Source organism: Sphingobacterium sp. ML3W (assembly GCF_029542085.1).
Lineage (GTDB): Bacteria > Bacteroidota > Bacteroidia > Sphingobacteriales > Sphingobacteriaceae > Sphingobacterium.
In genome coordinates this window covers 4,174,432-4,197,425 of record NZ_CP107036.1, presented here as the reverse complement: position 1 = coordinate 4,197,425, position 22,994 = coordinate 4,174,432, and the positions used below count along the sequence as shown (strand labels likewise).

The following is a 22,994-nucleotide window of genomic DNA, read 5'->3' as shown; positions in this document are numbered from 1 at the left end:
ATCCCTTTTTTACGCCATTTTGTGTTTTAATCATCTTCGTAGGAGTCCGCTATTTGCTGTGACGGATTATACCCAAATTGTTTCTTAAATTCCCTGCTAAAGTACTTTCTTTCAGAAAATCCAACTGCATAGGCGACCTCACTGACATTCATCGAAGATTTTAGCAACTCCTTCGCTCTGTTAAGCCGGTACATCTTCACATAATTATTGATAGAAAGGTTGGATATCGCCCGGAGCTTTCGGTAAATAATAGGTGTGCTCATACCCATCTTTCGGGAGATAAAATTAACATCAAAGTCATCCGACTGCATATTATCTTCGATCAGTTGATCTAATGTAGCAATAAATTGAGCATCCAGTTCATTGTCGAAATCTGTTTTTTTGACCTGAAATTCCTTGCTTTTTTTATGACTGATTGCGATAAGATTCTGCACAGATAGAAACAACAGCCTATTGTCAAAAGGTTTTGTTAGATAGATGTTTGCTCCATATTGTAGGGCCTGTGTCTGTGATTCACTGTCTGTCACTGCAGTCAACAGGATAACAGGAATATGACTGGTTGCGATATTTGTCTTTACTGCCTGGCATAACTGGGCTCCATTCATATAAGGCATCATCAGATCAGATAAGATCAAGTCGGGAATATACTCTTGCGCTTTCGATAAGGCATCTTCTCCATTGAAAGCCGTGATGACCGTATAGCTATCCTGAAACAAATGAACAATGGTATCCAATAGCTCTCTATTGTCTTCGACAATGAGAATGGTCTGTTGCAAAGATCTACCCAATACGGTCGGAGTTGTTGAATTTGATTCATCTATTATGGTCATCAGGGAGTCTGTAGGAGAGGACATGCTGACTTTCGATAGCTTCGGCAAACGTAGGTTGAATACCGTCCATTCTCCTTTTTCATCTTTCATGGTAAAGCAACGGATCTCTCCTTGATGCTGTAGGACAATCTGCTTGGTCAAGGCTAGTCCGATACCGGTACCTATATTGTCATTTGCTTGTTCCTCCCGATAATATTCTTCAAAGATCTTGAATTGATTGTCCGTTGCAATGCCAATCCCGTTATCAACGATGTTGATAACGATGCTGTCTTCGCTCTCAAGGAGCTCAAGATAAACTGTGCCATTCTCGGGTGTATATTTAATGGCGTTTGACAATAGATTGAACATGACCTTGTCAAATTGAACAGCGTCTATGGATTGTAATCCTACGGCATCCAATTGTCGGATATAATAATTGATATGTTTATTCTGGGCAAGATCATTGAGGAGATAGAATGTGTCTTCAATATATTCCCTGAAGGGGATATCGCTCTGTTTCAAGATGAAGTGCTTGTCATCAAATTTTTTGAAATCAAGTAGCTCGTTAACAACCCCCAATAATTTAGCAGCATTCTTTTTAATCCGTTTTATCTTAGATTGGGTAGTCGATAAGTTGGCTGTTTCGGTAATGATTTCATCCAGAGGTGACATGATCAGGGTAAGCGGGGTCCGGATCTCATGCGAAATTTGTGTAAAGAATTTGATTTTCTTTTCCTGTTCTCTTTCGGAATTGATCAACATCTGGCGTTCTACGACAAACTTGATGACAAAGTGCACACCAAGGGTAAATAGTCCAGCGTATAGAAGGTAGGCCCACCAAGTTCTCCAGAGCGGAGGCTTTATATCAATGTGTATTTGTAGTGGGGTACTGCTCCAGATACCATCATTATTGCTGGCATATACACTGAGTGTATGCCGTCCTTCGGGGATATTGGTATATCTGACACTTGGTGTACTGGTTTCTATCCAATCTTTATCAAAACCTTCTAGTTTATAACGATATCTATTTTTCTGTGGTTTAATAAAATTGGAACTTGAAAAATTAACAGTGATAAAATTCTCGTCATAACGTAATTGCAACGTATAGTTATTGGGCTGATCACCTTGCTGGATGCGACCATAGTTTAAGGGTGTATCTTCAAGGAATATATTTCTAAAAAGCACATTCGGTTTTTTCTGATTGAAAGTGATTTTTCGGGTGTCTATCGAAACTAGACCATTCAATGTAGTCACGAATAAAAATCCAGCTTCGCTGCTATAGACCTTAGCCCCTTGCATATTTTTAACAGGGAGACCATCGTACTGATTAAGTATAGTATTATACTTTGTTGTTGGATCGAAAAAAATCAGCCCATTTTTGCTGCTGATCCAGAAATGTTTGTCGATCATGACAGGCCAGCCTAAGCTGTTATTATGAAAACGGGCTAGAGGCTTGATATCGCCCAAATGATACAATTCGGTTGCTGTTGTAAACCAGATATCACCATCGGGATGGACATAAAACCCTTGAATGGATAATTTTGGGTCCGTAAATAGTTGAATAACTTTTGTCGTGGGATCTTGCTTGTAAAGTCGCCCACCCAATAAAAAATAAACACAATTTTTATTATCGGCTTGGATATCCGTTAATGTGGTAGGAAGTCCTTTGACCGGATATGGCGGTTTCTCCGGAGGTGCAATATATAAACCTGCATTTGTACCCAGGTACAGATAATTGTCTACTCCGGCATAGATGCTATAGATATTATTTTTTAAATGTAGCGGATTTTTGTCCAATAGGACATGGCGTGCAGTTTTAGTTTTTAAGTCAATGATCGAATAGCCGCCACCATGCTGTGCCGCATAGAGGACATTGTTACGTATTGACAAGTCCTTGATCAGATTAGATCGCGATAGTTGCGGGAAAGGTTGCATCGTTCCCGTCTTTTTATCCAAAAGATTTATGCCCTCCTCCTCCGTTCCGATCCAATAAGCATCTTGGGATTCTGCAAAACTGCCAATAATATCGCTATTTAGCCTGTTTTGAGGTAGCTCACGACTCGAATAAACATGCAAGGGAATCATATTCGGATAAATGGCATTGATTCCTCCAAAATAAGTGCCTAACCAAATAATTTGCTGATCGTCGATAAATATATCATAAATGGAATTTTGGCTTAACGAATGCGGAACCGAAGTATTGTGTTTGTAATTAATAAAGGATGTACCACCATTAAAGACAGAAAGTCCTTTTAGTGTGCCTAGTAATAATGTATTATTTGGGCCTTTATTGATTTTTCGGATATTATTACTTAGGAGGTTGCTGTTCTCTTCATGGATGTGCTGCCAATGCTTATCCGATAATCGATATTGAAATAATCCCTGCAGTTTTGTCCCAATCCATAATGTGCCATTTTGATAATACAAAGTGCTGACGATACCCTGATCTTTTAGCGGTAATGAGATACGGTCTATATGCGTTATTTTATTCTCTTTTAACGTGCAAAACTCAATACCGCTATCGCTGGCAACTGCATATGTTGTTGAATTAACCGGAATAATAGCTTGGACATGATTGCGTGTCAGGATCGGTTTTATGGTATAGGAGTTTCCTAAAGGGACAGCAAGATAGAGTCCGCGAGCGGAACAGAGGATGGTGTGATTGCCGTGAACATAAATATCATGGATAGTTAAAGGAAGATCAAATGGCTTGTCTTGTTGAAAGACAGATTTTCTTTTGTCAATATTAAAAATGAAGAGTTTCGTTGCGGTAGCAATAAAAAGATCGTTCCGCGCATTGATATTAATCTTATTGATGTAATCTACATTTTTGAAAATCGAGTCAGTGACTAAAACATTTGTTACATTTCTGGAATCATAAATAAATAGGTTGTTTCCCCCACCAAACCACAATTTACCTTGTCGATCCTGCGCGATTGTCAGTACCGCCTGTTTGTCCAGGATATTATCCTGTGTCAGAGTTTCGAAACTAAAGTGCTGGGCACAACAAATAATACTTGAGCATAGGAGCAATAAAGTGATGGCAATGCTTCGAATCTGTTGTACGGGGAATTTCATAGATAAATAGAGGTTACAGCATCAAATTTAAGATTTTACCCCTTAATATTTATAAAAATCACCCTACTAAATCGTCGTTCTTGCTCAATTTTGACATAGTTAAGTAACCATTTTTAATTATAAAACCAATTTCCTAAAGTATGGCTAAGTTTTACGCAATAGGATTGTCCGCGATGACGCTATTTTCTGTAGGTGCAGTTCATGCCCAACAGAAAATAAATGTAACGGGACAAATCAAAGACAGTCAAGGAGCACCGCTATCAGGTGTAACAATTCGTGAGAAGGGCGGAACAGTCTCAACTTCTACAAATGGATCAGGAACCTATTCCTTATCTGTAAACCCTAACGCAACACTAGTAATTTCTTATGTTGGTTATCAAAACCAAGAGATTGTCATTAATGGCCGCGATGCTATTAATATAATTTTGGAAAATGCCAGCTCAGCGATTGATGAGGTAGTTGTTGTGGGGTATGGGCAACAGAAGAAATCCAAACTATTGGGCTCTGTTGCAACTATCGATGGAAAAAAGCTGGAGAGTAGGGCTGTGACGAATGTATCCTCTGCCTTGTCAGGACTGGCCGCCGGTGTTCAAGTGAAAGTAGGTAATGGTAAGCCTGGTAGTGATGGAGCTACCATTCGCGTACGTGGTACAGGTACCATGAACAATAATGATGCTTTGGTGATTATTGATGGTATTCAGGGGGTAATGGATGCTGTAAATCCAGAAGATATTGAAACAATATCAGTATTAAAAGACGCGTCTTCGGCAGCTATCTATGGTGCGCGGGCTGCGAATGGAGTTATTGTCATTACAACAAAGAAAGGAAAAGGCGGACAAGCACCGCAAATAAAATATTCAGGTTTGTTTTCGAGAACGACACCAAGCGCAAAGCCTGAATTTCTAAGCGATTATTTGAGGCATATGAGCTTGTTTCAAGAAGCAGCAGAAAATATAGGTGAGAAAGGTCCATATACGCAAAGCGCTATTGATACCTGGACGGCGGCAAATGCTGATCCAAATGGTGTGACCGCTCAGGGCATACCTAATTATGTCGCATATCCCAATACCAACTGGGGAGATTGGATTTATGAGAACTCCTGGCTAAAGAGTCATAACGTCAGTGTTTTGGGGGGTAGTGAAAATATCCGCTATAACCTATCTGGAAGAATACAAGACAACCCCGGCATTATGCACAACACAGGGATGAAGCGCTATGAAGGGCGGGTGAATCTGGAGACCGATATTACCAACTTCCTGACGGTCGGTACACAGACATTTATTCTGAAAGAAGAGCGTTCTATGGCTTCCGATGCCAATCTGTATAATTTCTTGCGGCAAACGACACCGGGTATATACCCAATGTATGACGGTAAGTTTGGAAGCGCTGTCCTCAGCTCTGGTGAATCATCACAGCTGAACAATTTAATGACCTATCTTTACGATAATAAAGGAAGTAATGAGCGTACACGATTCAACACGACCTTATTTGCAAATGTTAAATTTTGGAAGGGTTTGACATTCGAAACGAAATTTAACTATCAGAGCCGATTTGATGAAGTGAAAACCTGGTCTGATCCGTCACCACGATATGACTTTTCAACCATGACGATTACATCGACGCCTGTTAACCTTGCGAACTCGACGACTGGACAGTCTTATGGTAAAATCTACAGAAAATCTTTCGATAACGTATTGCGTTATAACACGACGATTGGTAAACATACGATTGGAGCATTAGTTGGTCATAATGAATTTTATTACAACGATTCCGGATTTAGTGCTTCTAGAAAAGGATTGATTGATGCGACCATTACCAATATCGGTACAGGAACGGAGATGAACAGTATCTCTGGAGGGGAATCTGATAACTCCATGCGTTCCTTTTTTGGTCGTGCTAGCTATGACTACGATGCAAAATATTTAGCAGAATTCAGTTTACGTCGAGATGGGGCTTCAAAATTTGGACGGGGACGAAAATACGGTACATTTCCTTCTGCTTCTGTTGGCTATATCTTATCTAGAGAGTCGTTTATGGAAGCTGTCAATCCTTATGTACAGGATATTAAACTTCGGGCTTCATGGGGTAAATTGGGGAATGATGGCGGAGATGATTTGAATGTTTACGGCTGGCACGGAGTATATGGTTCGGTGGGGTATTCATTTAATGGAGCTCAAGCCAACGGATTAGCATTGTCACGTTTTGGCAATAACTTGTTGCAATGGGAAGATTCCGAAAATAGAGAGCTTGGATTGGAATTTGCAACATTAAAGCGTCGTGCATCTGTGGAACTAAGTTTATACGAGCGTAAAACTTCAAACATTATTCGTACAGCACAAATGCCAATTACGGCGGGTACCGCTAGTGGTCCTTATTACAACCAAGCCGCTATGCGTAATAAAGGAATTGAGCTCAATCTAAACTGGCGGGATAAGATTGGGGATTTCAGTTATAACATTGGTGGTAATTTCTCATATAATAAAAATAAAGTCACGGAATACGAAGGTAAGCTGGTTCAAGGTATGGTTGATGACGGAACGGGAAAAATGGTATGGAATACTAACTTAGGTGATGTATCCACAGGCGGTGTAAACCGGAGACTTGAGGGATACCAGCTGGATGAATTCTATCTACGTCAAGTATATAGAGGTGATGGTAGTTCTTTTAATGCCGATGGTTCGGTTAATATCAATGGTGGACCTACCACAGGGATGATCCGTACGGATCAGGATTACGAATGGGCAAAAGCAATGAAAGCTGCTGGCTATTCTTTTATAACCTCATCCCAAGCCATTGCGGATAGCTATGGTGCGAATGCACGGATGTATTATGGAGACTTGATCTATGCCGATCGGAACGGAGATGGTATTTATGGAAATAATGCAGATCAGTACTTTACCGGCACGTCGACAAGTCCTAAATATATCTATGGATTCAATCTTGGGTTCTCTTATAAAGGTCTGGATATGTCTATGATTTGGGCAGGAGAGGCTGGAGGACAGTATTACTGGACAGATATTGGTTATAATAATAATGTGTTGATTCTTGGTAACCAGGTGACCACTCGTATTGCAGATGATCATTATTTCTATAACCCGGCGGCACCAAATGATCCACGTACCAATCAAAATGGATATTTCCCTAGATTGAAATATGGCACTTCTGCGGAAAATATCAATAATCAAGCAAGCGATTATTGGTTATATAAGGCAAATTTTTTAAAGCTTAGAAATTTACAAATAGGTTATACGTTTGATAAGAAACTAACTGAAAAAGTTAAAGTACGCAGCTTGAGGGTGTTTTTTACAGGTGAAAATCTACTGATGGTTACGGACTTTCCAGGGTTAGATCCAGAAGTTGGTGCAGGAGCAGAATATCCAACAATGAAACAGTTTGCTTTTGGTTTGAATATTGGATTCTAAAATAGAAAGATCATGAAAAATAATATAAAAAAATATAATTTGTGGAGTAAAAAAATACTGCTTGGCGTGACTATCGGTTCAGCAACATTGTTTTCTGCTTGTCAGAAGGATTTATTGGAAACCGTACCTAAAACACAGGTATTAACCAATAATATGTGGTTAACAGAAAATCTTACCGACCAAGGTGTAAATGGTGTTTACCAAGGTTTGCGTTTAGGTCAGATGTTGTATGTATATGACACATACGCGACTCTTCAGGGGAGAGACAATTCAACCTTGATGAACGCAACGGCTACTGCTTCATCGGGTATTTTTTCGTCTACCTGGCAAAATTTGTATGAGGGTGTTCACCGAAGTAATAATGCGATCTATGGTATCACCAATGTGTCACCTGTAGGGGCTGAAAAGAAAGCAAGATTACTTGCAGAGATGAAATTTTTGCGCGCGTTCTATTATTATCGGTTAAATCAACTGTATAAAGGAGTTCCCATTTATACTGAACCAATCGAGTGGGATAAGGTGGATAAACCAAGGAGTACAGAAAAAGAAGTCTGGGATTTGATTATTAAAGATCTGACGGATTGTATCAATGAACCTTTATTGTCAAATCGTTATGATAAAGGAAAGGCCGAGTTTGGGCGAGTGACTAAATCTGCAGCATATGCGCTTCGTGGTAAGGTGTATATGTATACGCAAGAATGGGCAAAAGCCATTGCCGACTTTGAGCAAGTCAAAAATATGGGACATACCTTATTTGGTAATTATGCCAATCTGTTTAAAGGTGATAATGAGCAAAGTCCTGAAATTATATTTAGTATCCAGAATATCGCTTTGGCAGGATATGGTTCAGATTACCAATTCAGGTTTGGATCACGATCAGCTTTTGGATCCAATTGGAATACCTACTTGGTACATCCCGATGCGGTAGATCGCTATCAACGTAAAGATGGGTCTAAATTTAATTGGGATGATTATCTACCAGGTTATAATCAGATGGCACCGGGCCAAAGGGAGGTGTTTTTCTTACGGAATAATTTGACCCCTGCTGAAATATCGAACATTGAAAAACGGACTACAAATAAGCTTGATATGTCTTTGTATTTGCCTACAGGTAATGAAGAACGCCTTAAGAAAGCCTATGAAGATAGAGATCCTAGATTAGTAAGTAACGTGATTTTACCTTATTCTACTTTTGTAGGGGCAAACGGTGCGACAGACCAAACCTTCACCTCAAGATGGCCATATCGGCAAGAATTTGGTGGTGTGTTTGACTTGAGAACGGATATTGTCCCTAATTTTTACTATTACCCACGTAAGTTTGTTTATGAGGGAGCTAACCCAGGTATTCCCAATAGAGAGGCAGGCGCTTATGATTATATTGTGATGCGATATGCAGATATCCTTTTATTATGGGCAGAAGCATTGAATGAATCGAAAAAACCGGATGAAGCTGTGTTAAAAGTAAATGAGGTAAGAAAACGTGCCGGAGTTGGAGAATTACCATTAGGGATAGGTGAACAGGATCTCAGAAAAGAAATTCGTGAAGAACGCCGTCGTGAATTGATGTGTGAAGGTGTTATCTACTTTGACGAGTTACGTTGGAAAACATTGAAAGAAACATCTTTTTATACGGGAAATGGTATTAAACAAGCATGGGGAGGAGTTGTTTCGCCGTATGACTGGCGAGGTGATCAACTTTATACATGGCCAATCCCACAAGTGGAACGGGAACGAAACACATCATTGACACAAAACAGTGGCTGGGATGATTAAGAAATAAGGAAAGATAGTTCTTTTGTAAAGAAACTGTTATCAATCGCTCGTGTAATCGTTTGCTAGAGCGATTGATTCTTTTTAGTTTGTTTTTCTATATTAAAATAAAGATTTTTAGTGTTTTATGTGAGCTTGTTGAGCACACATTTACTTATAAACCATTATCGATGAAGAGAAGATCTGTATTAAAATTGTTGAGCGGTGCTGGCGTTGGTGCATTGACGGCCTCGTTGCCAATGGGGGTGAAGGCAAGTGTTTTATCTGATGAAAGTATAAGTTATGCAGGGAATGACCGTGCTTATTGGGTTTCAATACTAAGCAAGATGGCCACACCTATATTGGATAATATCAGCAAGCAGCAATGGCGCAAGAAGATGCCTATGGAGGTAAGTCCTACTTTTGACAATAGAGATTCGGGCGTAGGTTACCTCGAGGCTTTTGGTCGATTGCTGGCAGGTATGGCTCCTTGGCTGGCTTTGCCGGATGATAGTTCCGAAGAAGGAAAACTACGTAAGAAATTACGTGATCAAGCCTTATTGGGCATTCAATATGGTGTAGATCCTCAATCCCCGGATTATTTTACATGGCGAGGTCCTTCATCGCAAACGCTGGTAGATGCAGCACATCTCGCCCTTGCGTTCCTAAGGGCACCCAAAGCACTTTGGGAACCATTGGATCAGGTAACAAAGAAAAGGGTTGTCGAAGAATTCAAACTATTACGTAAGATTAAACCTAATGAAAGTAACTGGTTACTTTTTGCGGCAATGACCGAAACTTTCCTATATAGTGCTGGCGAGGAATGTGCGCGTGAGAAAATAGACTATGCGGTCAATAAATTTGATCAGGAATGGTACGTTGGAGATGGTTGGTATAGTGATGGGGCACATTTTAGCTTTGACCATTACAATGGCTATGTGATCCATTGCATGCAAGTGGAATCACTTCGTCATAATATTTCTGCAGGAGGGAAATATAAAGAAATGTATGAACGCGCATATAAACGCATGCAGCGTTATGCTCATCATTTAGAACGGATGATATCGCCTGAAGGATATTATGTGGTTGTGGGGCGTTCGTCTACCTATAAAAATGCAGCGTTTCAACCTTTGGCAAGTGTAGCCTTAGAAAATAAATTACCAGATGATATTTCAAAAGGTCAAGTGAGGGCAGCCCTGACTGCAGTACTCAGACACATCTATATTGACAAAACTTTCGCTCCGTCGGGATGGCTTCGTATGGGGGTGGTTGGAGACCAGCAGTCAAATTTGGCCGACTATTATACCAACGCTGGATCAATGTATGTGGCATCGCTGTCGTTCCTCCCGTTAGGATTACCCGCTACGGATGAGTTCTGGACATGTGTCCCACAGAAATGGACATCGCAGAAATGCTGGAGTGCAGAACAGTTTCCGAAAGATTATTATGTTAGTTACTAACTCCTTATTCTTTTATCAATAAAATCTCAATACCCATATCTCAATACTAATAATGAAGATACAACACTATATTACACGAACTTTAATGATTGGGCTTGGCGTACAAGCAATATCATGTTCTAGTCAGAAGAATTTAACAACAGCCAAATTGGGACTGAATAAGGAATTTGTCCAAACTAATCTTGAAGATGCGCGTAAACAGATTAACTATCTAGCTTCGTCCATACATGAATCTGATATTCCTACCACCTATAAAGATGGAAAATATGTCAATTGGGGCTCTAGCTGGTGGTGCTCTGGATTTTATCCCGGTACTGTACTCTATCTTTATGAATATACAAAAGACGAGAAGTTGTTGGATGAGGCAAAACGAAAATTAAAACATTTAGAAAAGGAGAAAAACAATAAAGGAACACATGATCTTGGGTTTATGCTGTATTGTAGTTTCGGTAATGCATTACGGTTGACAGGTGATTCTACGGCATATAAAGGAGTGCTAAGTACAGGCGCTGCTTCATTGGCAACACGCTTTCATGAAGCTCCAAAAACAATCCGTTCATGGGATGGTGGTAAGAACTGGGACGGACAACCTTGGACATATCCTGTTATTATTGATAATATGATGAATCTGGAATTTTTGACCGAAGTGTCCAAAATGACAGGAGACAAAAGATTTCGGGATATTGCCATACAGCATGCAAATACGACAATGGTTAACCATTATAGAAAAGACTACAGTTCTTATCATGTGGTAGATTATAATCCAGATAATGGAAGTATAATCTCGAGAAAAACAGCACAAGGAGCATTCGATGAGTCTGCATGGGCAAGAGGACAAGCTTGGGGATTATATGGATATACAATGATGTACCGCGAAACTGGTGAAAAGAAATACCTGGAACAAGCGCGGAATATCGCCAAGTTTTACCTTAATCATCCCAATCTTCCAAAGGATCTGATTCCGTATTGGGATATGGATCAAAATAAACTGACCAAGGAAAGTAAGTATTATAGTCAAAAGGATCTACGTGATGTTTCTACTGCTGCGGTAACCGCTTCTGCACTGCTGGAATTGGCACAATATACGAAGGGCAGTGAGAGCCAATTGTACATTTCCAAAGCTGAGCAGATGTTAAAGTCACTTTCTGCTAAACCTTACAAAGCAGATTACAAAGAAGCGGGTGGTTATATATTGAAACATAGTGTCGGTTCTATTCCGCATAAAACGGAGGTAGATGTACCATTGACTTATGCCGATTATTATTACGTAGAGGCATTGATCAGATATGATCGAATGCTCAATGGAGAAAAAGTGATCAAACAATAGGAGGATATCAGTAAAAATATTGCCGATATCTTCGGTATATATCCGTCCAAATGTTAACATTTGAACGTCTGCTTTTATTTGGGTAGCCGATTTATTCGGTTAGTCCTGCTAAGAATAAATATACACGATGTGGGAGATTATCCAAATATTTCAACCACATCGTGTTCCAATTATAAATGAAAAATCGAGTGATCCTAAAGAATCTGCCTTAGGATATGCGAAAGTGAGCTCTAATGATAAGGGTGTGGTGGTGATTGATAAGCATGCTAGGAATGTTTTATTGTAATTTAAAATGAAAGGAGGTCGTCTATGGTGCATTGACAGCGAAAGTCTATCTTTTTTGATAAGCGATAAAAAGTTTATCGAGTTATTCAATTATTTATAAACAATTTAAATTATGTTAAAAAAATCATTTATAGTAGCATTTATGCTATTGATCAGCGTTAGTTTATGGGTTAATGCGCGAGATCATGGAACCTCAAATCTTTTGAAAGGTTCGAAAGCCGCAAATAAGAGCTTAACGACTCATCTCTCCGAGAAAAAAGTTGCAGGTAAGAGTATCGCGAACCTTAGCGATACATTCGAGTTTTATGTCTATAACTTTACAAGTTCACCTATTTATTTAACTTTTAGCCCCAATTTTTCTGGTACTGCCGTTCAATATGTTATTGTTCCAGCAAATACACTTGGATATCCAGTCAATATTCAAGAAGGAAGTTATTATCTTCAAGCCAGTTCATCATGGCAATCTATGCGATATCTGATGAGTTGTGGGTACTTTGGCTCAGGGCAGTCTTATGCGTTTGAAAATGTTTTTCTTTCCGATACCCAGGGATGTACTTCCTTGGATATAGAAAACGAATAAATAGTAGTATTGTATTTTGAAAACGCCTGTCTCATCTTTTTGAGCCAGGCGTTTTTTATTGAATTTAGTGATAACTCAGCCTAAACGAATAGCTGCCTTTTAAGGGCTGTTTTTATGTATTGTTGATACTCCTTTATTTATATTATGTTTATCTTTTGTCTATTGTTCGGTGGCTATTCGGGCGTTGTCCGGGGGTCCTTCCGAAGCGCATTGAGATTGCTTCGAGACAACTTTGGGTCTCGTTCGACTATTGTTTGGCTGTTGTTTGCCTTGTTGCCGAAGAATGACCGAAGCCGAACCGATCAGATGTCGAATCAGCCCCGAAGCAATCCCGAAGTTGGTACGAAGCATGTGCAGAGCATACTTGAACGCTGTTGGCACTTGAACGGACTTGAGGAGACTTTAAGGGAGTTGAGGGGACTTTGTCGCCCTTAATTATCTTGTTGGTAGTATTATTTAATAACGTATAATTGATATGGATTAAATATTGTGTAACTGGCAATGATTAGGATAGTGGCATAAAATATCGTCATAAAACAACAATATATTGTCTTTTTTTTGCATTTTGTAGCACCAATGTGAACAAATTTATCAATGCGGACTGAATAGATGAAAAAGCTGGTTTTTCTTTTCATGCTGCTCTGCGGCACATTTTTAGCAACTTTTGCATTACAGCAGGGCGGGCTATCGGCCGGTTCCATTGACAGTCTACGGAATGTATTCAATACGGTTAAGAACGATAGTGTGCGAGCCAGAGCAGCGTTATTACTGACGAATAAACTCATGTTTGAGCGGAAGGATACAGCCGCTGCGACGGGTTATTTGGGTGCAGCACAGAAATTGTGTACAACGAAGCCTTACCTGAAAGCACTATACACCTATTATAGCGCCTCCCATATCTTTATGACAGCGGGTGAAACTGATGAATGCCTACAGCTGTATAGACAGGCTGCGGAAATGCTTGAAAAATTTAAGACTAAGGAAGCTTATGAATTTTGGGTGAAGGCCTGGTGGAATTATGCCATGATCATTGATCATAAAGATGATCGAAAAGGAATGGTACGGATTCAGATTGATAAAATAATTCCCGCAGCAATCAAACAGAAGGACTATAATCAAGCTGCTAAATCCTACCAATCGATTGGCTTTGCTTTTAAGGAAATCGGCGATCAGGAAAAGGGAATCTATTATTTTAAAAAAGGGCTTGAACTCTATGAGAAATATCCCCTGTCAAAAGAGAGACATGCAATATCACTATTAAATCTGGCCCGGGAATATGTTGAATCTCGCGAACTAAACTTAGCGAAATCCTATCTGTTAAAATCGGAGCAAATTTTAGATACGCTAAAGGAGTCTGTAGCTCACCTAAACTATGGCGAGACAGCCAGTATGTATTATTGTACGAAAAATGATTTTACGAAAGCCCTTGAGGTTGTCGAAAAAGCGCTGAAAATTGCGGAACGGCTAAATATGCCTTATGAGATCGGCATGATGCATTATCAGAAGTTTAATATCTATTATAGCTTGGAAAAATATGAATTGGCATTGAGGGAGCTTAAGATTGTCATGCGGGATATGCCTTATGATATGAAAAGTAACATGCAGCAATTTGCCAAGGATTTGTCTGACACCTATGCCAAATTAAAGGATTACCCCAATGCCTATAAATGGCTGGGAAAACATGTTGCCATTAAAGACAGCTTGGCCCAAGCGGCCTATAAAAGTGAAATAGCCAGCCTAGAGACCAAATTTAGAACAGCTGAGAAGAACGAGAAGATCATGAGACTGGAGTTTGAACAGAAACAGACAGTACTTCAACAGAAAAACCAGCGTTTATATAATTATATATTGGGTATATTTTCTTTGGTATTGCTGTTGTTGCTCGGTTTGTCTGTCTATTTATATCGTCAGCATAGAAAGAGGTCGCAGCGCGACTTGGAACTGTTGGCGCAGCAGCAAGAACTTCGGGTGACCAAAGCACTATTGGAGGGGGAGGAACTGGAACGTCATCGGGTTGCCCGTGATTTGCATGATGGCCTTGGGGGGCATTTGACTGCGATGAGACTTCGGATCTCTTCCGAAGGGAGTCTGTCTGTATTGGATGGGATAAAATCTCAGCTGGATCAGATGATCTCGGATGTCAGACTGATCGCACATAATATGATGCCTGAAAACTTATCACGCTCGGGGTTATTGGTTGCCCTAGAAGATCTCTGTACTTTGATGCAGCATGGCGCTGCTGTAATTGAGCTGCAGTGCAACGGTCTCTCCAGCAATATTGCAGAGAATATGCAGTTGAATATTTATCGTATTATTCAGGAGCTGATCAACAATGCCATTCGACATGGCAACGCAAATCAAATTATCGTGCAATGCCTGCAAAATGAGCAAGGCTTTTTGATCGGTGTAGATGACAATGGCAAAGGATTTGATGTGGAGGAGGTTGCGGTAGGTAAACGGGGAATGGGACTTAAAAACGTCCAAATGAGAGTTGAATATTTAAACGGAAAAATGAACATCTTGTCACAGCCAGGGGCGGGAACAAGTGTCAATATCGAAATACATGTCTGAGCAACAAAAAACATTGGCTATCTTGGACGATCATCCAATTGCCATCGAAGGGATCAAATCATTTTTAAAAGAAAATCTTTCTTATGACCGGGTACTGGGATTTTCACTGTGCCAGGCGCTGACTGATTTTTTGAAACAAGATAAGATAGATCTGCTCTTATTGGATATCGCTTTGCCTGATGCAAATGGTATTGACCTGTGCGGTGAACTCAAGAAGGACCATCCTGAGCTTATCATCGTTGGGTTTAGTAATCATATGGCGCGCAATAGCATACTACAGATGCTTGCCAATGGTGCTGCTGGATATATCTTGAAAAGTGCCGATGCGGACGAAATTATTACATGTATTCAGAAAGTTTCTCAAGGTAGCATGGCTTTATGTGGAGCAACACAACGGATCATCGCGACCTCCCCATCCCGACAGCTACCTTCACTAACAATGCGCGAGAAGCAGGTATTACAATTGTTGGCGGAGGGAAAGACAAGTGCACAAATTGCCAGCAAATTATTCTTAAGCCCATTGACAGTGGATACGTATCGGAAAAATCTGATTCAGAAATTTTCCGTAAAAAACACCGCAGAACTGTTGACAATACTATTTAAGGAAAAATTGCTCTAATTCATTACAAGTAACTACCCTAAAATTAGGAGGGTAAATTACCCTATTTCGTGGTATTGTCCCGCATATGGTGTATTTCTACTTTTGCTTATATAGATATGCAAAAGATGAAAACAATAAACAAAAACCTAATGATCCTTTGCCTAGTGGCAATGGTTGCAATGATCTTTGTCGGATGTAGCAAAGATAAGGATGAGCCAACAGTGTCAGGAAAAATAGATGCCATTGTAGGCACGTTTAAAGGGAAGATGGTCATCGGCGGTGATGCTGAATATTTTAACGCGATTGTCATTGTTTCTAAAGTCGATGATGGTAAGGTGAAAGCTACGGTGAAAACAGGAGAGGCTTACAGTAGAGCTACAGCAAAAACATTCCCTGTTCAAAACATTTCTAATATCCATATTTCCGGTCAGGGGCCTATGGGCTCAATTACCTATAAACTTGATGATAAGAATATCCAGATCTCTACGGAGGCTGAAGCCAGTGGCGATGTAGAATACTTCTTCCAAGGGACAAAACAATAAGCGGCGTATCCCTAAGGACTTTTGGTAATAAAAAAAATCACGATTCAAACATATGGATCGTGATTTTTTGTTTGGTATACTGTTTTTAATCAATATCATTTAGTTCAAAAATATGGAATAACTCGTACCTTTATCCTTATGACCGATATTCAGAAAAGATTCGACCGTATCCTTGCTATTTATATGCACCTGCAAGCAAAACCTGTGGTGACAGCCGCTGCGCTGGCAGAAAAATATGAAGTAAGTCTGCGGACAATCTATCGGGATATCCGCTCCCTGATGCAAGCTGGAGTACCTATTTATGGCGAAGCCGGAAATGGCTACTCGTTAGTTGAGGGGTATAAGATGCCACCATTGCAATTTAGCCGAGAGGAGGCTTTGAGTTTTGTCGCTGCTGAGAAATTGGTTGAAAAGTATACGGACAAAAATCTCGCCCACCATTTTACGACAGCCATGCTCAAAATGAAGGCTATTTTAAGAGGGAATGAAAAGGAACATGTTGCTCTGGTCGGGGATAATTTTTTGGTACGAGGAGAACGTCATCAATTCAATGAGAAATTAACACATGGAACCAATACGCTTATAGAAAGTATAGCTGCAAAAAAATGCGTAGAAATCTATTATTCCAAGCCGTCTGACAAAACTCCAGAAAAACGTGAAATCGAAGCAGTCGGTATTTTTGTGGAAAGTAAATTTTGGTATATACTTGCTTTTTGTAAACTCCGAAAGGATTATAGGCAATTTCGTCTGGATCGGATCAGCAATATCCGGATACTCGCCGACGATTTTGGAAAAGACCATCCTGAACTTTCATTTTTTCTGAATAAGAAACACGAAATGCCGACAACCAAAGTGGTGGTTCAGGTGGATAAGGAAATGGCGAGGTATATGGAATGGGATCGCCATTACTTTGGATTTCAAAAAGAAGTGGTTACCGATAATTACGTTGAAATGCAATTTGAAACCATTCATGTTGAGGGTGGCTTTGCGCGCTGGTACCTGATGTTTGCTGATAAAGGAAAGATTATCGAGCCGGAATCGCTAAAAGGCACCGTAAAACGATTGCTAGCTGCAGCAATCGAACAGGTTTAATCTGAGGTTAGGGGGCTTGGGGTTTCCCGTCGAGATATTACTAAAAAGAATACTTGTCCGGTATCTGAATTGAACCCGAACAAGTATCTTTATATGATATAGATTTTAAGATGTCAGTGATAATAATGTGGCAAGTCTCCAATATTATATAGAGCGTATTCGACTAGTAATACTAGAATCTCCCATCTCAAATCTAATATCTCTCATCTAACAAGCTAATCCCGTTCCCAGAAAAATGGAGGTTGGATACCCAACAAGCGTAAATAGACAAATCCTTGACCACGGTGGTGGATCTCATTATCGATGAAATAGAATATACTGTGGATGATCGGCGAATTGTATTGTCCGAACAGGTTAAATTCTTCGGAGAAACGTTCTGTTGGAATCTCGTCGAATAATGCACTGATCTGTGGAGTAGCCTCATCCCAGGCCTGTAAGAGTTGAGCTTTGGTCGTATAGTTAAACTTCTCATTAAGTTCGCCGCTTTTATTATTGACAATTTCCTGTAACCCTGGGACAGCAATACCCAAAAGCTCTTGGATCATTTCAGCAAATGTCCGCATGCCTTCTACTTTATAATTGAAAAGTGCTTCTTCTGGAAATTTTTCGATCGCTTGTCTTGTTAAGTTTCTGTGGCCTAACCAATGTGCAAGTAGTTCGTTCTTGGAAATAATTTCTGTTTTCATGATTATCGTATTTAAAGAATTTAAATTTTAGTCTATACTAAGCGTTTTATCTTGTTAAGACAGTTCAAAATTAGCTGAATCAATGACAGCTGTATGGCAGCAGGAAAATAGAAATATTGTTTTTTTATTTTTTTTATGCGGGTCGTTATGATCGGGAATAAGAGTTGTGTAATTGGACGAATAAAAACTGATAACGGAATAAAGTAGAAAATAAAAAAATAATTCACTAATTATTTGACAGTTATAAAAATGTTTGTAACTTTGCAGTCCCTTAATGGGAATAGTGTGTCTTGAGCGAAGCCCTACTGCTTCGAAGGACTTTTAATTAATTAATTTACAACATGTCAGGTATTATTGGAAAAAAAGTAGGAATGACGAGCCTGTTTAACGCTGATGGGAAAAATATTCCTTGTACAGTGATTCAGGCCGGGCCGTGCGTGGTTACGCAGATACGTACGGAAGAAAAGGATGGCTACTCGGCAATTCAACTTGGTTTCGACGAAGCTAAGGAGAAAAACACGACAGCTCCTTTGAAAGGGCACTTTGCGAAAGCAAACACAACGCCTAAGCGTAAGTTGGTAGAGTTTAAAACTTTCCCAGATGCAAAACAACTTGGTGACGTAGTTGACGTTACACTTTTCGAGGAAGGCGAATTCGTAGATGTAGTCGGTACTTCAAAAGGTAAAGGTTTCCAAGGTGTAATGAAACGTCATGGATTTGGTGGTGTAGGTGGTGCGACTCACGGTCAGCACAACAGATTACGTGCTCCAGGTTCATTAGGTGCTTCATCATGGCCTTCACGCGTATTTAAAGGTATGCGCATGGCTGGTCGTACAGGTGGTGACAGAGTTAAAGTTCAAAACTTACAGGTGTTGAAAGTTTACGCTGAGCAAAACCTTATCGTTGTTAGTGGTTCCATTCCAGGAGCTAAAGGTTCTTATGTAATCGTAGACAAATAGTAGAGATGGAAGTTAAAGTTTTAAATTTATCAGGTAAAGAAACAGGTGCCAAGGTGCAACTTCCTGAGTCGGTATTTGGGTTAGAGCCTAACGATCATGCGATCTATTTGGACGTGAAACAATACTTAGCGAACCAACGCCAAGGAACTCACAAATCTAAACAACGTAATGAAATCGCGGGTTCAACTCGTAAATTACACAAACAAAAAGGTACTGGTGGTGCTCGTGCGGGTTCTATCAAATCTCCATTGTTTAATGGTGGTGGTCGTGTATTCGGTCCTCAACCTCGTGATTACTCGTTCAAATTGAACAAAAAATTGAAACAAGTAGCACGTAAATCAGCGTTGTCTTACAAAGCTCAAGATAACAATGTAGTTATTTTGGATGCAGTTCAATTTGATTCTTGCAAAACAAAAAACTATGTAGCTTTAGTAAACGCGTTGAACATTGCTGACGAAAAAACTTTATTGGTTTTGCCAGCATATGATAAAAATGTTTATTTATCAAGCAGAAACTTGAAAAAAGCAAAAGTTATTGTTGCTTCTGATTTAAATACATATGATGTATTAAATGCAACAAAACTATTGTTAACTACAGATTCTGTTAAAACTTTGGAGGAAGCATTAGCTAAGTAATATGGAAATTATCAAAAAACCTATCTTGACTGAGAAAGCTTCTATGTTAACGGAAAAATTAAACCGTTACGCTTTCAAAGTAGATCACAGAGCAAACAAGATCCAGATTAAATCAGCTGTTGAAGCTATGTTCGGTGTTACAGTTCTTGCTGTAAACACTGCAGTTGTAGCAGGTAAAGCAAAAAGCCGTTACACAAAAGCAGGTTTCGTATCTGGTAGAGCTCCTAAGTATAAAAAAGCTATCATTACTATTAAAGATGGCGAAACTATTGACTTTTACAGTACTATATAATTTAAGATGGCAGTTAAAAGATTCAAACCGGTAACCCCTGGTACTCGTTTCAGAATAGGCGCAGATTATTCTGATGTTACTACAAACGTTCCTGAAAAATCGTTAGTAGTAAAAATCAACAAGAAATCAGGTGGTCGTAATAACTCCGGTAAAATGACTATGCGTTATCTCGGTGGGGGACATAAAAAAGTATACCGATTAATTGATTTCAAACGCGATAAAAAAGATATCCCTGCAAAAGTAGCTACTATTGAGTACGATCCAAACCGTACTGCTCGTATTGCATTGTTGCACTACGTAGATGGTGAAAAACGCTACATCATTGCTCCAGCTGGTTTAAAAGTTGGTCAAACTGTAGTAGCAGGTGATAAAGTTGCCCCAGAAGTTGGTAATACATTACCATTAGCAAACATTCCATTGGGTTCTATCATCCACAACATTGAATTAAATCCTGGTCAAGGTGGTTCAATTGCTCGTTCGGCTGGTACTTATGCTCAATTGTCTGCTCGTGATGGTAAATATGCCATCATCAAATTGCCTTCAGGCGAAACACGTATGATCTTATTGACTTGTGTTGCTACAATTGGTTCAGTATCGAACCATGAAAGATCTAACCAAGTGTTAGGTAAAGCAGGTCGCAAACGTTGGTTAGGTCGTCGTCCAAGAGTTCGTGGTGTTGCAATGAACCCAGTAGATCACCCAATGGGTGGTGGTGAAGGCCGTACTTCAGGAGGTCACCCACGCTCACGTACAGGTGTATTAGCTAAAGGCTTCAAAACACGTTACAAGAAGAAAACATCGAATCGTTACATCATTGAGAGAAGGAAAAAATAATGGCTCGTTCAATTAAAAAAGGTCCTTATATCGATCACAACTTAGAGAGAAAAGTTCTTTCTATGAATGAAACTAACAAAAAGTCAGTTATCAAAACATGGTCTCGTAGATCAATGATTTCACCTGATTTTGTTGGCCATACCTTCGCAGTGCACAACGGGAATAAATTTATCCCTGTTTATGTAACAGAAAATATGGTAGGTCACAAGCTTGGTGAATTCGCGCCTACGCGTACATTCAGAGGCCACGCAGAAAAGAAAAAATAATAGGTAATGGAAGCAACAAAAAAACTTAAAAAGTCTGTCTTAATTAGACAGCGCAAAGAGCAAGAGAAAGCTCAACAAGGTGGAGCTTCGGATGCCAAATTATTGAACTGCCCTACTTCGCCTCGTAAGATGCGTTTAGTGGTAGACTTAATTCGTGGTCAGCGTGTTGAAAATGCATTATACATTTTGAAACACTCTAGTAAAGAAGCTGCTGCTCGTGTAGAAAAATTATTATTATCTGCAATCAAAAACTGGGAAGCCAAAAACGAAGGTAAATCAGTGGAAGAAAGCGAACTTATTGTAAAAGAAGTATCAGTAGGTGGAGGTCGTCAATTGAAAAGATTACGCCCAGCTCCTCAAGGTCGCGGATACAGAGTTCGTAAACGTTCAAATCACGTTACGTTGGTAGTTGATAGCAAATTAAACGTTGAACAAAACTAATTTATTGAGAAATGGGACAAAAAGCAAATCCAATAGGTAGCAGATTAGGAATCATCAAAGGTTGGGATTCTAACTGGTTCGGAGGTAAAAACTATTCCGATAAATTAGTTGAAGACGAAAAAATCAGAAAATATCTTTCTGTTCGTATTGCAAAAGGTGGTGTAGCTAAAGTTGTTATCGAAAGAACTTTAAAACGTATCACTGTTACAATTCACACTGCTCGTCCAGGTATCGTTATCGGAAAAGGTGGTCAAGAAGTTGACAAGATCAAAGAAGAGTTGAAAAAACTGACTAAAAAGGATGTTCAAATCAACATTTTCGAGATCAAACGCCCTGAGTTAGATGCTAAGTTAGTAGCTGAAGGTGTCGCTAAGCAATTAGAGGCGCGTATTTCATTCCGTCGTGCAATGAAAACTTCAATCGCTTCTACAATGCGTATGGGTGCAGAAGGTATCAAAATCATGTGTTCTGGTCGTTTAGGTGGTGCTGAAATGGCGCGTACTGAACAATACAAAGAAGGAAGAACTCCTTTACACACATTGCGTGCTGATATCGACTACGCTTTAGCTGAAGCATTGACTACATACGGTAAAATCGGTATCAAAGTTTGGATCTGTAAAGGTGAGGTTTACGGTAAACGTGACTTATCTCCAAACATTGGTCAAGCATCTGGTGTAAAATCACGTGGCAACCACGAAGGTGGTGGCGATCGTCGCGATAACCGCAATAACAAAGGTGGTCGTGGTGGAAATAACCGTGGTGGAAACAACCGTGGTGGAAATAACCGTGGTCCGAAAAAAGATTAATAGAGTTTATTTAGATTACAACAAAAACCTGCTGAAGAAGCAGATTTAAAAAGTATACGAACATGTTACAGCCAAAAAGAACGAAGTTCAGAAAGATGCAGAAAGGCCGCATGAAAGGTAACGCTTCTCGTGGAGCGGAGTTAGCTTTCGGTTCTTTCGGTATCAAAACAATGGAGCAAGCATGGATCACTAGTCGTCAAATCGAGGCAGCTCGTATTGCGGTTACACGTTATATGAAACGTGAAGGTCAAGTTTGGATTCGTATTTTCCCTGACAAACCTGTTACGAAAAAGCCTGCAGAGGTACGTATGGGTAAAGGTAAGGGTGCTCCAGAATACTGGGTAGCAGTAGTACGCCCAGGCCGTATGTTATTTGAAGCAGAAGGTGTGCCTTTGGAAATTGCCAAAGAAGCTTTACGCCTTGCAGCTCAAAAACTTCCGGTTCAAACTAAGTTTGTGATTCGTAGAGACTACGTTGAAGCATAAAAATCTTGGTAATGTCATCATTTAAGCGTTAGGGCCGTTACCCCTAACGCTATATATAAACGGATGATAACCCA

21 protein-coding genes are annotated in these 22,994 nt (G+C 39.8%); 19 read left to right on the top strand and 2 right to left on the bottom strand.

The features are described 5' to 3' along the window. Positions 1-26: 26 nt before the first annotated feature. Positions 27-3,887, bottom strand: coding sequence for a hybrid sensor histidine kinase/response regulator transcription factor (locus OGI71_RS17835; protein WP_282250732.1), 3,861 nt, complete (start codon positions 3,885-3,887; stop codon positions 27-29). A 140-nt stretch (positions 3,888-4,027) separates the two neighbouring features. Between OGI71_RS17835 and OGI71_RS17830 the strand changes: the two genes are divergently transcribed. The 11 genes from OGI71_RS17830 to OGI71_RS17780 all read left to right on the top strand — a co-directional run bounded on the left by OGI71_RS17830 (position 4,028) and on the right by OGI71_RS17780 (position 17,516). After that, the gene (locus OGI71_RS17830) at positions 4,028-7,309 is read left to right on the top strand and encodes a TonB-dependent receptor (RefSeq protein WP_282250731.1); all 3,282 of its coding nucleotides are present in this window, start codon (positions 4,028-4,030) and stop codon (positions 7,307-7,309) included. A 12-nt stretch (positions 7,310-7,321) separates the two neighbouring features. Continuing rightward, complete coding sequence (locus OGI71_RS17825) at positions 7,322-9,082, top strand: RagB/SusD family nutrient uptake outer membrane protein (RefSeq protein WP_282250729.1); 1,761 nt, start codon at positions 7,322-7,324, stop codon at positions 9,080-9,082. Between the two features lie 167 nt (positions 9,083-9,249). Next, a complete protein-coding gene (locus OGI71_RS17820; protein WP_282250728.1) occupies positions 9,250-10,518 on the top strand; it encodes a DUF2264 domain-containing protein in 1,269 nt (422 codons plus the stop codon). 52 nt (positions 10,519-10,570) lie between these two features. Further along, entirely contained in the window at positions 10,571-11,845 is a 1,275-nt protein-coding gene (locus OGI71_RS17815) for a glycoside hydrolase family 88 protein (RefSeq protein WP_282250727.1), read from the top strand. Positions 11,846-11,972: 127 nt separating this feature from the next. Beyond that, positions 11,973-12,131, top strand: coding sequence for a hypothetical protein (locus tag OGI71_RS17810; RefSeq protein WP_282250726.1), 159 nt, complete (start codon positions 11,973-11,975; stop codon positions 12,129-12,131). A gap of 111 nt (positions 12,132-12,242) precedes the next feature. Then, positions 12,243-12,710, top strand: a complete 468-nt coding sequence (locus OGI71_RS17805; protein ID WP_282250725.1) for a hypothetical protein — start codon at positions 12,243-12,245, stop codon at positions 12,708-12,710. Between the two features lie 144 nt (positions 12,711-12,854). After that, positions 12,855-13,145, top strand: a complete 291-nt coding sequence (locus OGI71_RS17800) for a hypothetical protein (protein WP_282250724.1) — start codon at positions 12,855-12,857, stop codon at positions 13,143-13,145. A 174-nt stretch (positions 13,146-13,319) separates the two neighbouring features. Next, positions 13,320-15,281: a sensor histidine kinase gene (locus OGI71_RS17795; protein WP_282250723.1), complete on the top strand. Its 1,962-nt coding sequence runs from the start codon at positions 13,320-13,322 to the stop codon at positions 15,279-15,281. Beyond that, positions 15,274-15,900: a response regulator transcription factor gene (locus tag OGI71_RS17790; protein ID WP_282250722.1), complete on the top strand. Its 627-nt coding sequence runs from the start codon at positions 15,274-15,276 to the stop codon at positions 15,898-15,900. The genes OGI71_RS17795 and OGI71_RS17790 overlap by 8 nt, the downstream gene beginning before the upstream one ends. 107 nt (positions 15,901-16,007) lie before the next feature. Then, entirely contained in the window at positions 16,008-16,424 is a 417-nt protein-coding gene (locus tag OGI71_RS17785; protein WP_282250721.1) for a hypothetical protein, read from the top strand. Positions 16,425-16,562: 138 nt separating this feature from the next. Next, positions 16,563-17,516 (top strand): YafY family protein, encoded by a 954-nt coding sequence (locus OGI71_RS17780; protein WP_282250720.1) that lies wholly within the window; start codon positions 16,563-16,565, stop codon positions 17,514-17,516. Positions 17,517-17,731: 215 nt separating this feature from the next. Here the strand turns inward: OGI71_RS17780 and OGI71_RS17775 are convergent, their stop codons facing one another. Continuing rightward, on the bottom strand, positions 17,732-18,202 hold the full coding sequence (locus tag OGI71_RS17775; protein WP_282250719.1) for a DinB family protein: 471 nt from the start codon (positions 18,200-18,202) through the stop codon (positions 17,732-17,734). Positions 18,203-18,543: 341 nt separating this feature from the next. On the opposite strand from OGI71_RS17775, the gene rplC reads away from it, so the two are divergent. From rplC to rplP, 8 genes are all read left to right on the top strand, one after another. Further along, positions 18,544-19,161 carry a 50S ribosomal protein L3 gene (gene rplC / locus OGI71_RS17770; protein ID WP_104385215.1) on the top strand — a complete coding sequence of 206 codons (618 nt, stop codon included), beginning with the start codon at positions 18,544-18,546 and terminating at the stop codon, positions 19,159-19,161. Between the two features lie 5 nt (positions 19,162-19,166). Next, positions 19,167-19,796, top strand: coding sequence for a 50S ribosomal protein L4 (rplD, locus tag OGI71_RS17765; RefSeq protein WP_120261738.1), 630 nt, complete (start codon positions 19,167-19,169; stop codon positions 19,794-19,796). A gap of 1 nt (position 19,797) precedes the next feature. Next, entirely contained in the window at positions 19,798-20,088 is a 291-nt protein-coding gene (rplW, locus tag OGI71_RS17760) for a 50S ribosomal protein L23 (RefSeq protein ID WP_223584514.1), read from the top strand. Between the two features lie 6 nt (positions 20,089-20,094). Then, the gene (gene rplB, locus OGI71_RS17755) at positions 20,095-20,922 is read left to right on the top strand and encodes a 50S ribosomal protein L2 (RefSeq protein WP_172392283.1); all 828 of its coding nucleotides are present in this window, start codon (positions 20,095-20,097) and stop codon (positions 20,920-20,922) included. Beyond that, positions 20,922-21,188, top strand: coding sequence for a 30S ribosomal protein S19 (gene rpsS, locus OGI71_RS17750; RefSeq protein WP_002997495.1), 267 nt, complete (start codon positions 20,922-20,924; stop codon positions 21,186-21,188). The genes rplB and rpsS overlap by 1 nt, the downstream gene beginning before the upstream one ends. A 6-nt stretch (positions 21,189-21,194) precedes the next feature. Continuing rightward, positions 21,195-21,629 (top strand): 50S ribosomal protein L22, encoded by a 435-nt coding sequence (rplV, locus tag OGI71_RS17745; protein ID WP_077438121.1) that lies wholly within the window; start codon positions 21,195-21,197, stop codon positions 21,627-21,629. A gap of 11 nt (positions 21,630-21,640) precedes the next feature. Next, positions 21,641-22,435: a 30S ribosomal protein S3 gene (rpsC, locus tag OGI71_RS17740; RefSeq protein ID WP_282250706.1), complete on the top strand. Its 795-nt coding sequence runs from the start codon at positions 21,641-21,643 to the stop codon at positions 22,433-22,435. A gap of 62 nt (positions 22,436-22,497) precedes the next feature. After that, positions 22,498-22,920, top strand: a complete 423-nt coding sequence (gene rplP / locus OGI71_RS17735) for a 50S ribosomal protein L16 (RefSeq protein WP_046674870.1) — start codon at positions 22,498-22,500, stop codon at positions 22,918-22,920. The last annotated feature ends 74 nt before the right edge of the window (positions 22,921-22,994 follow it).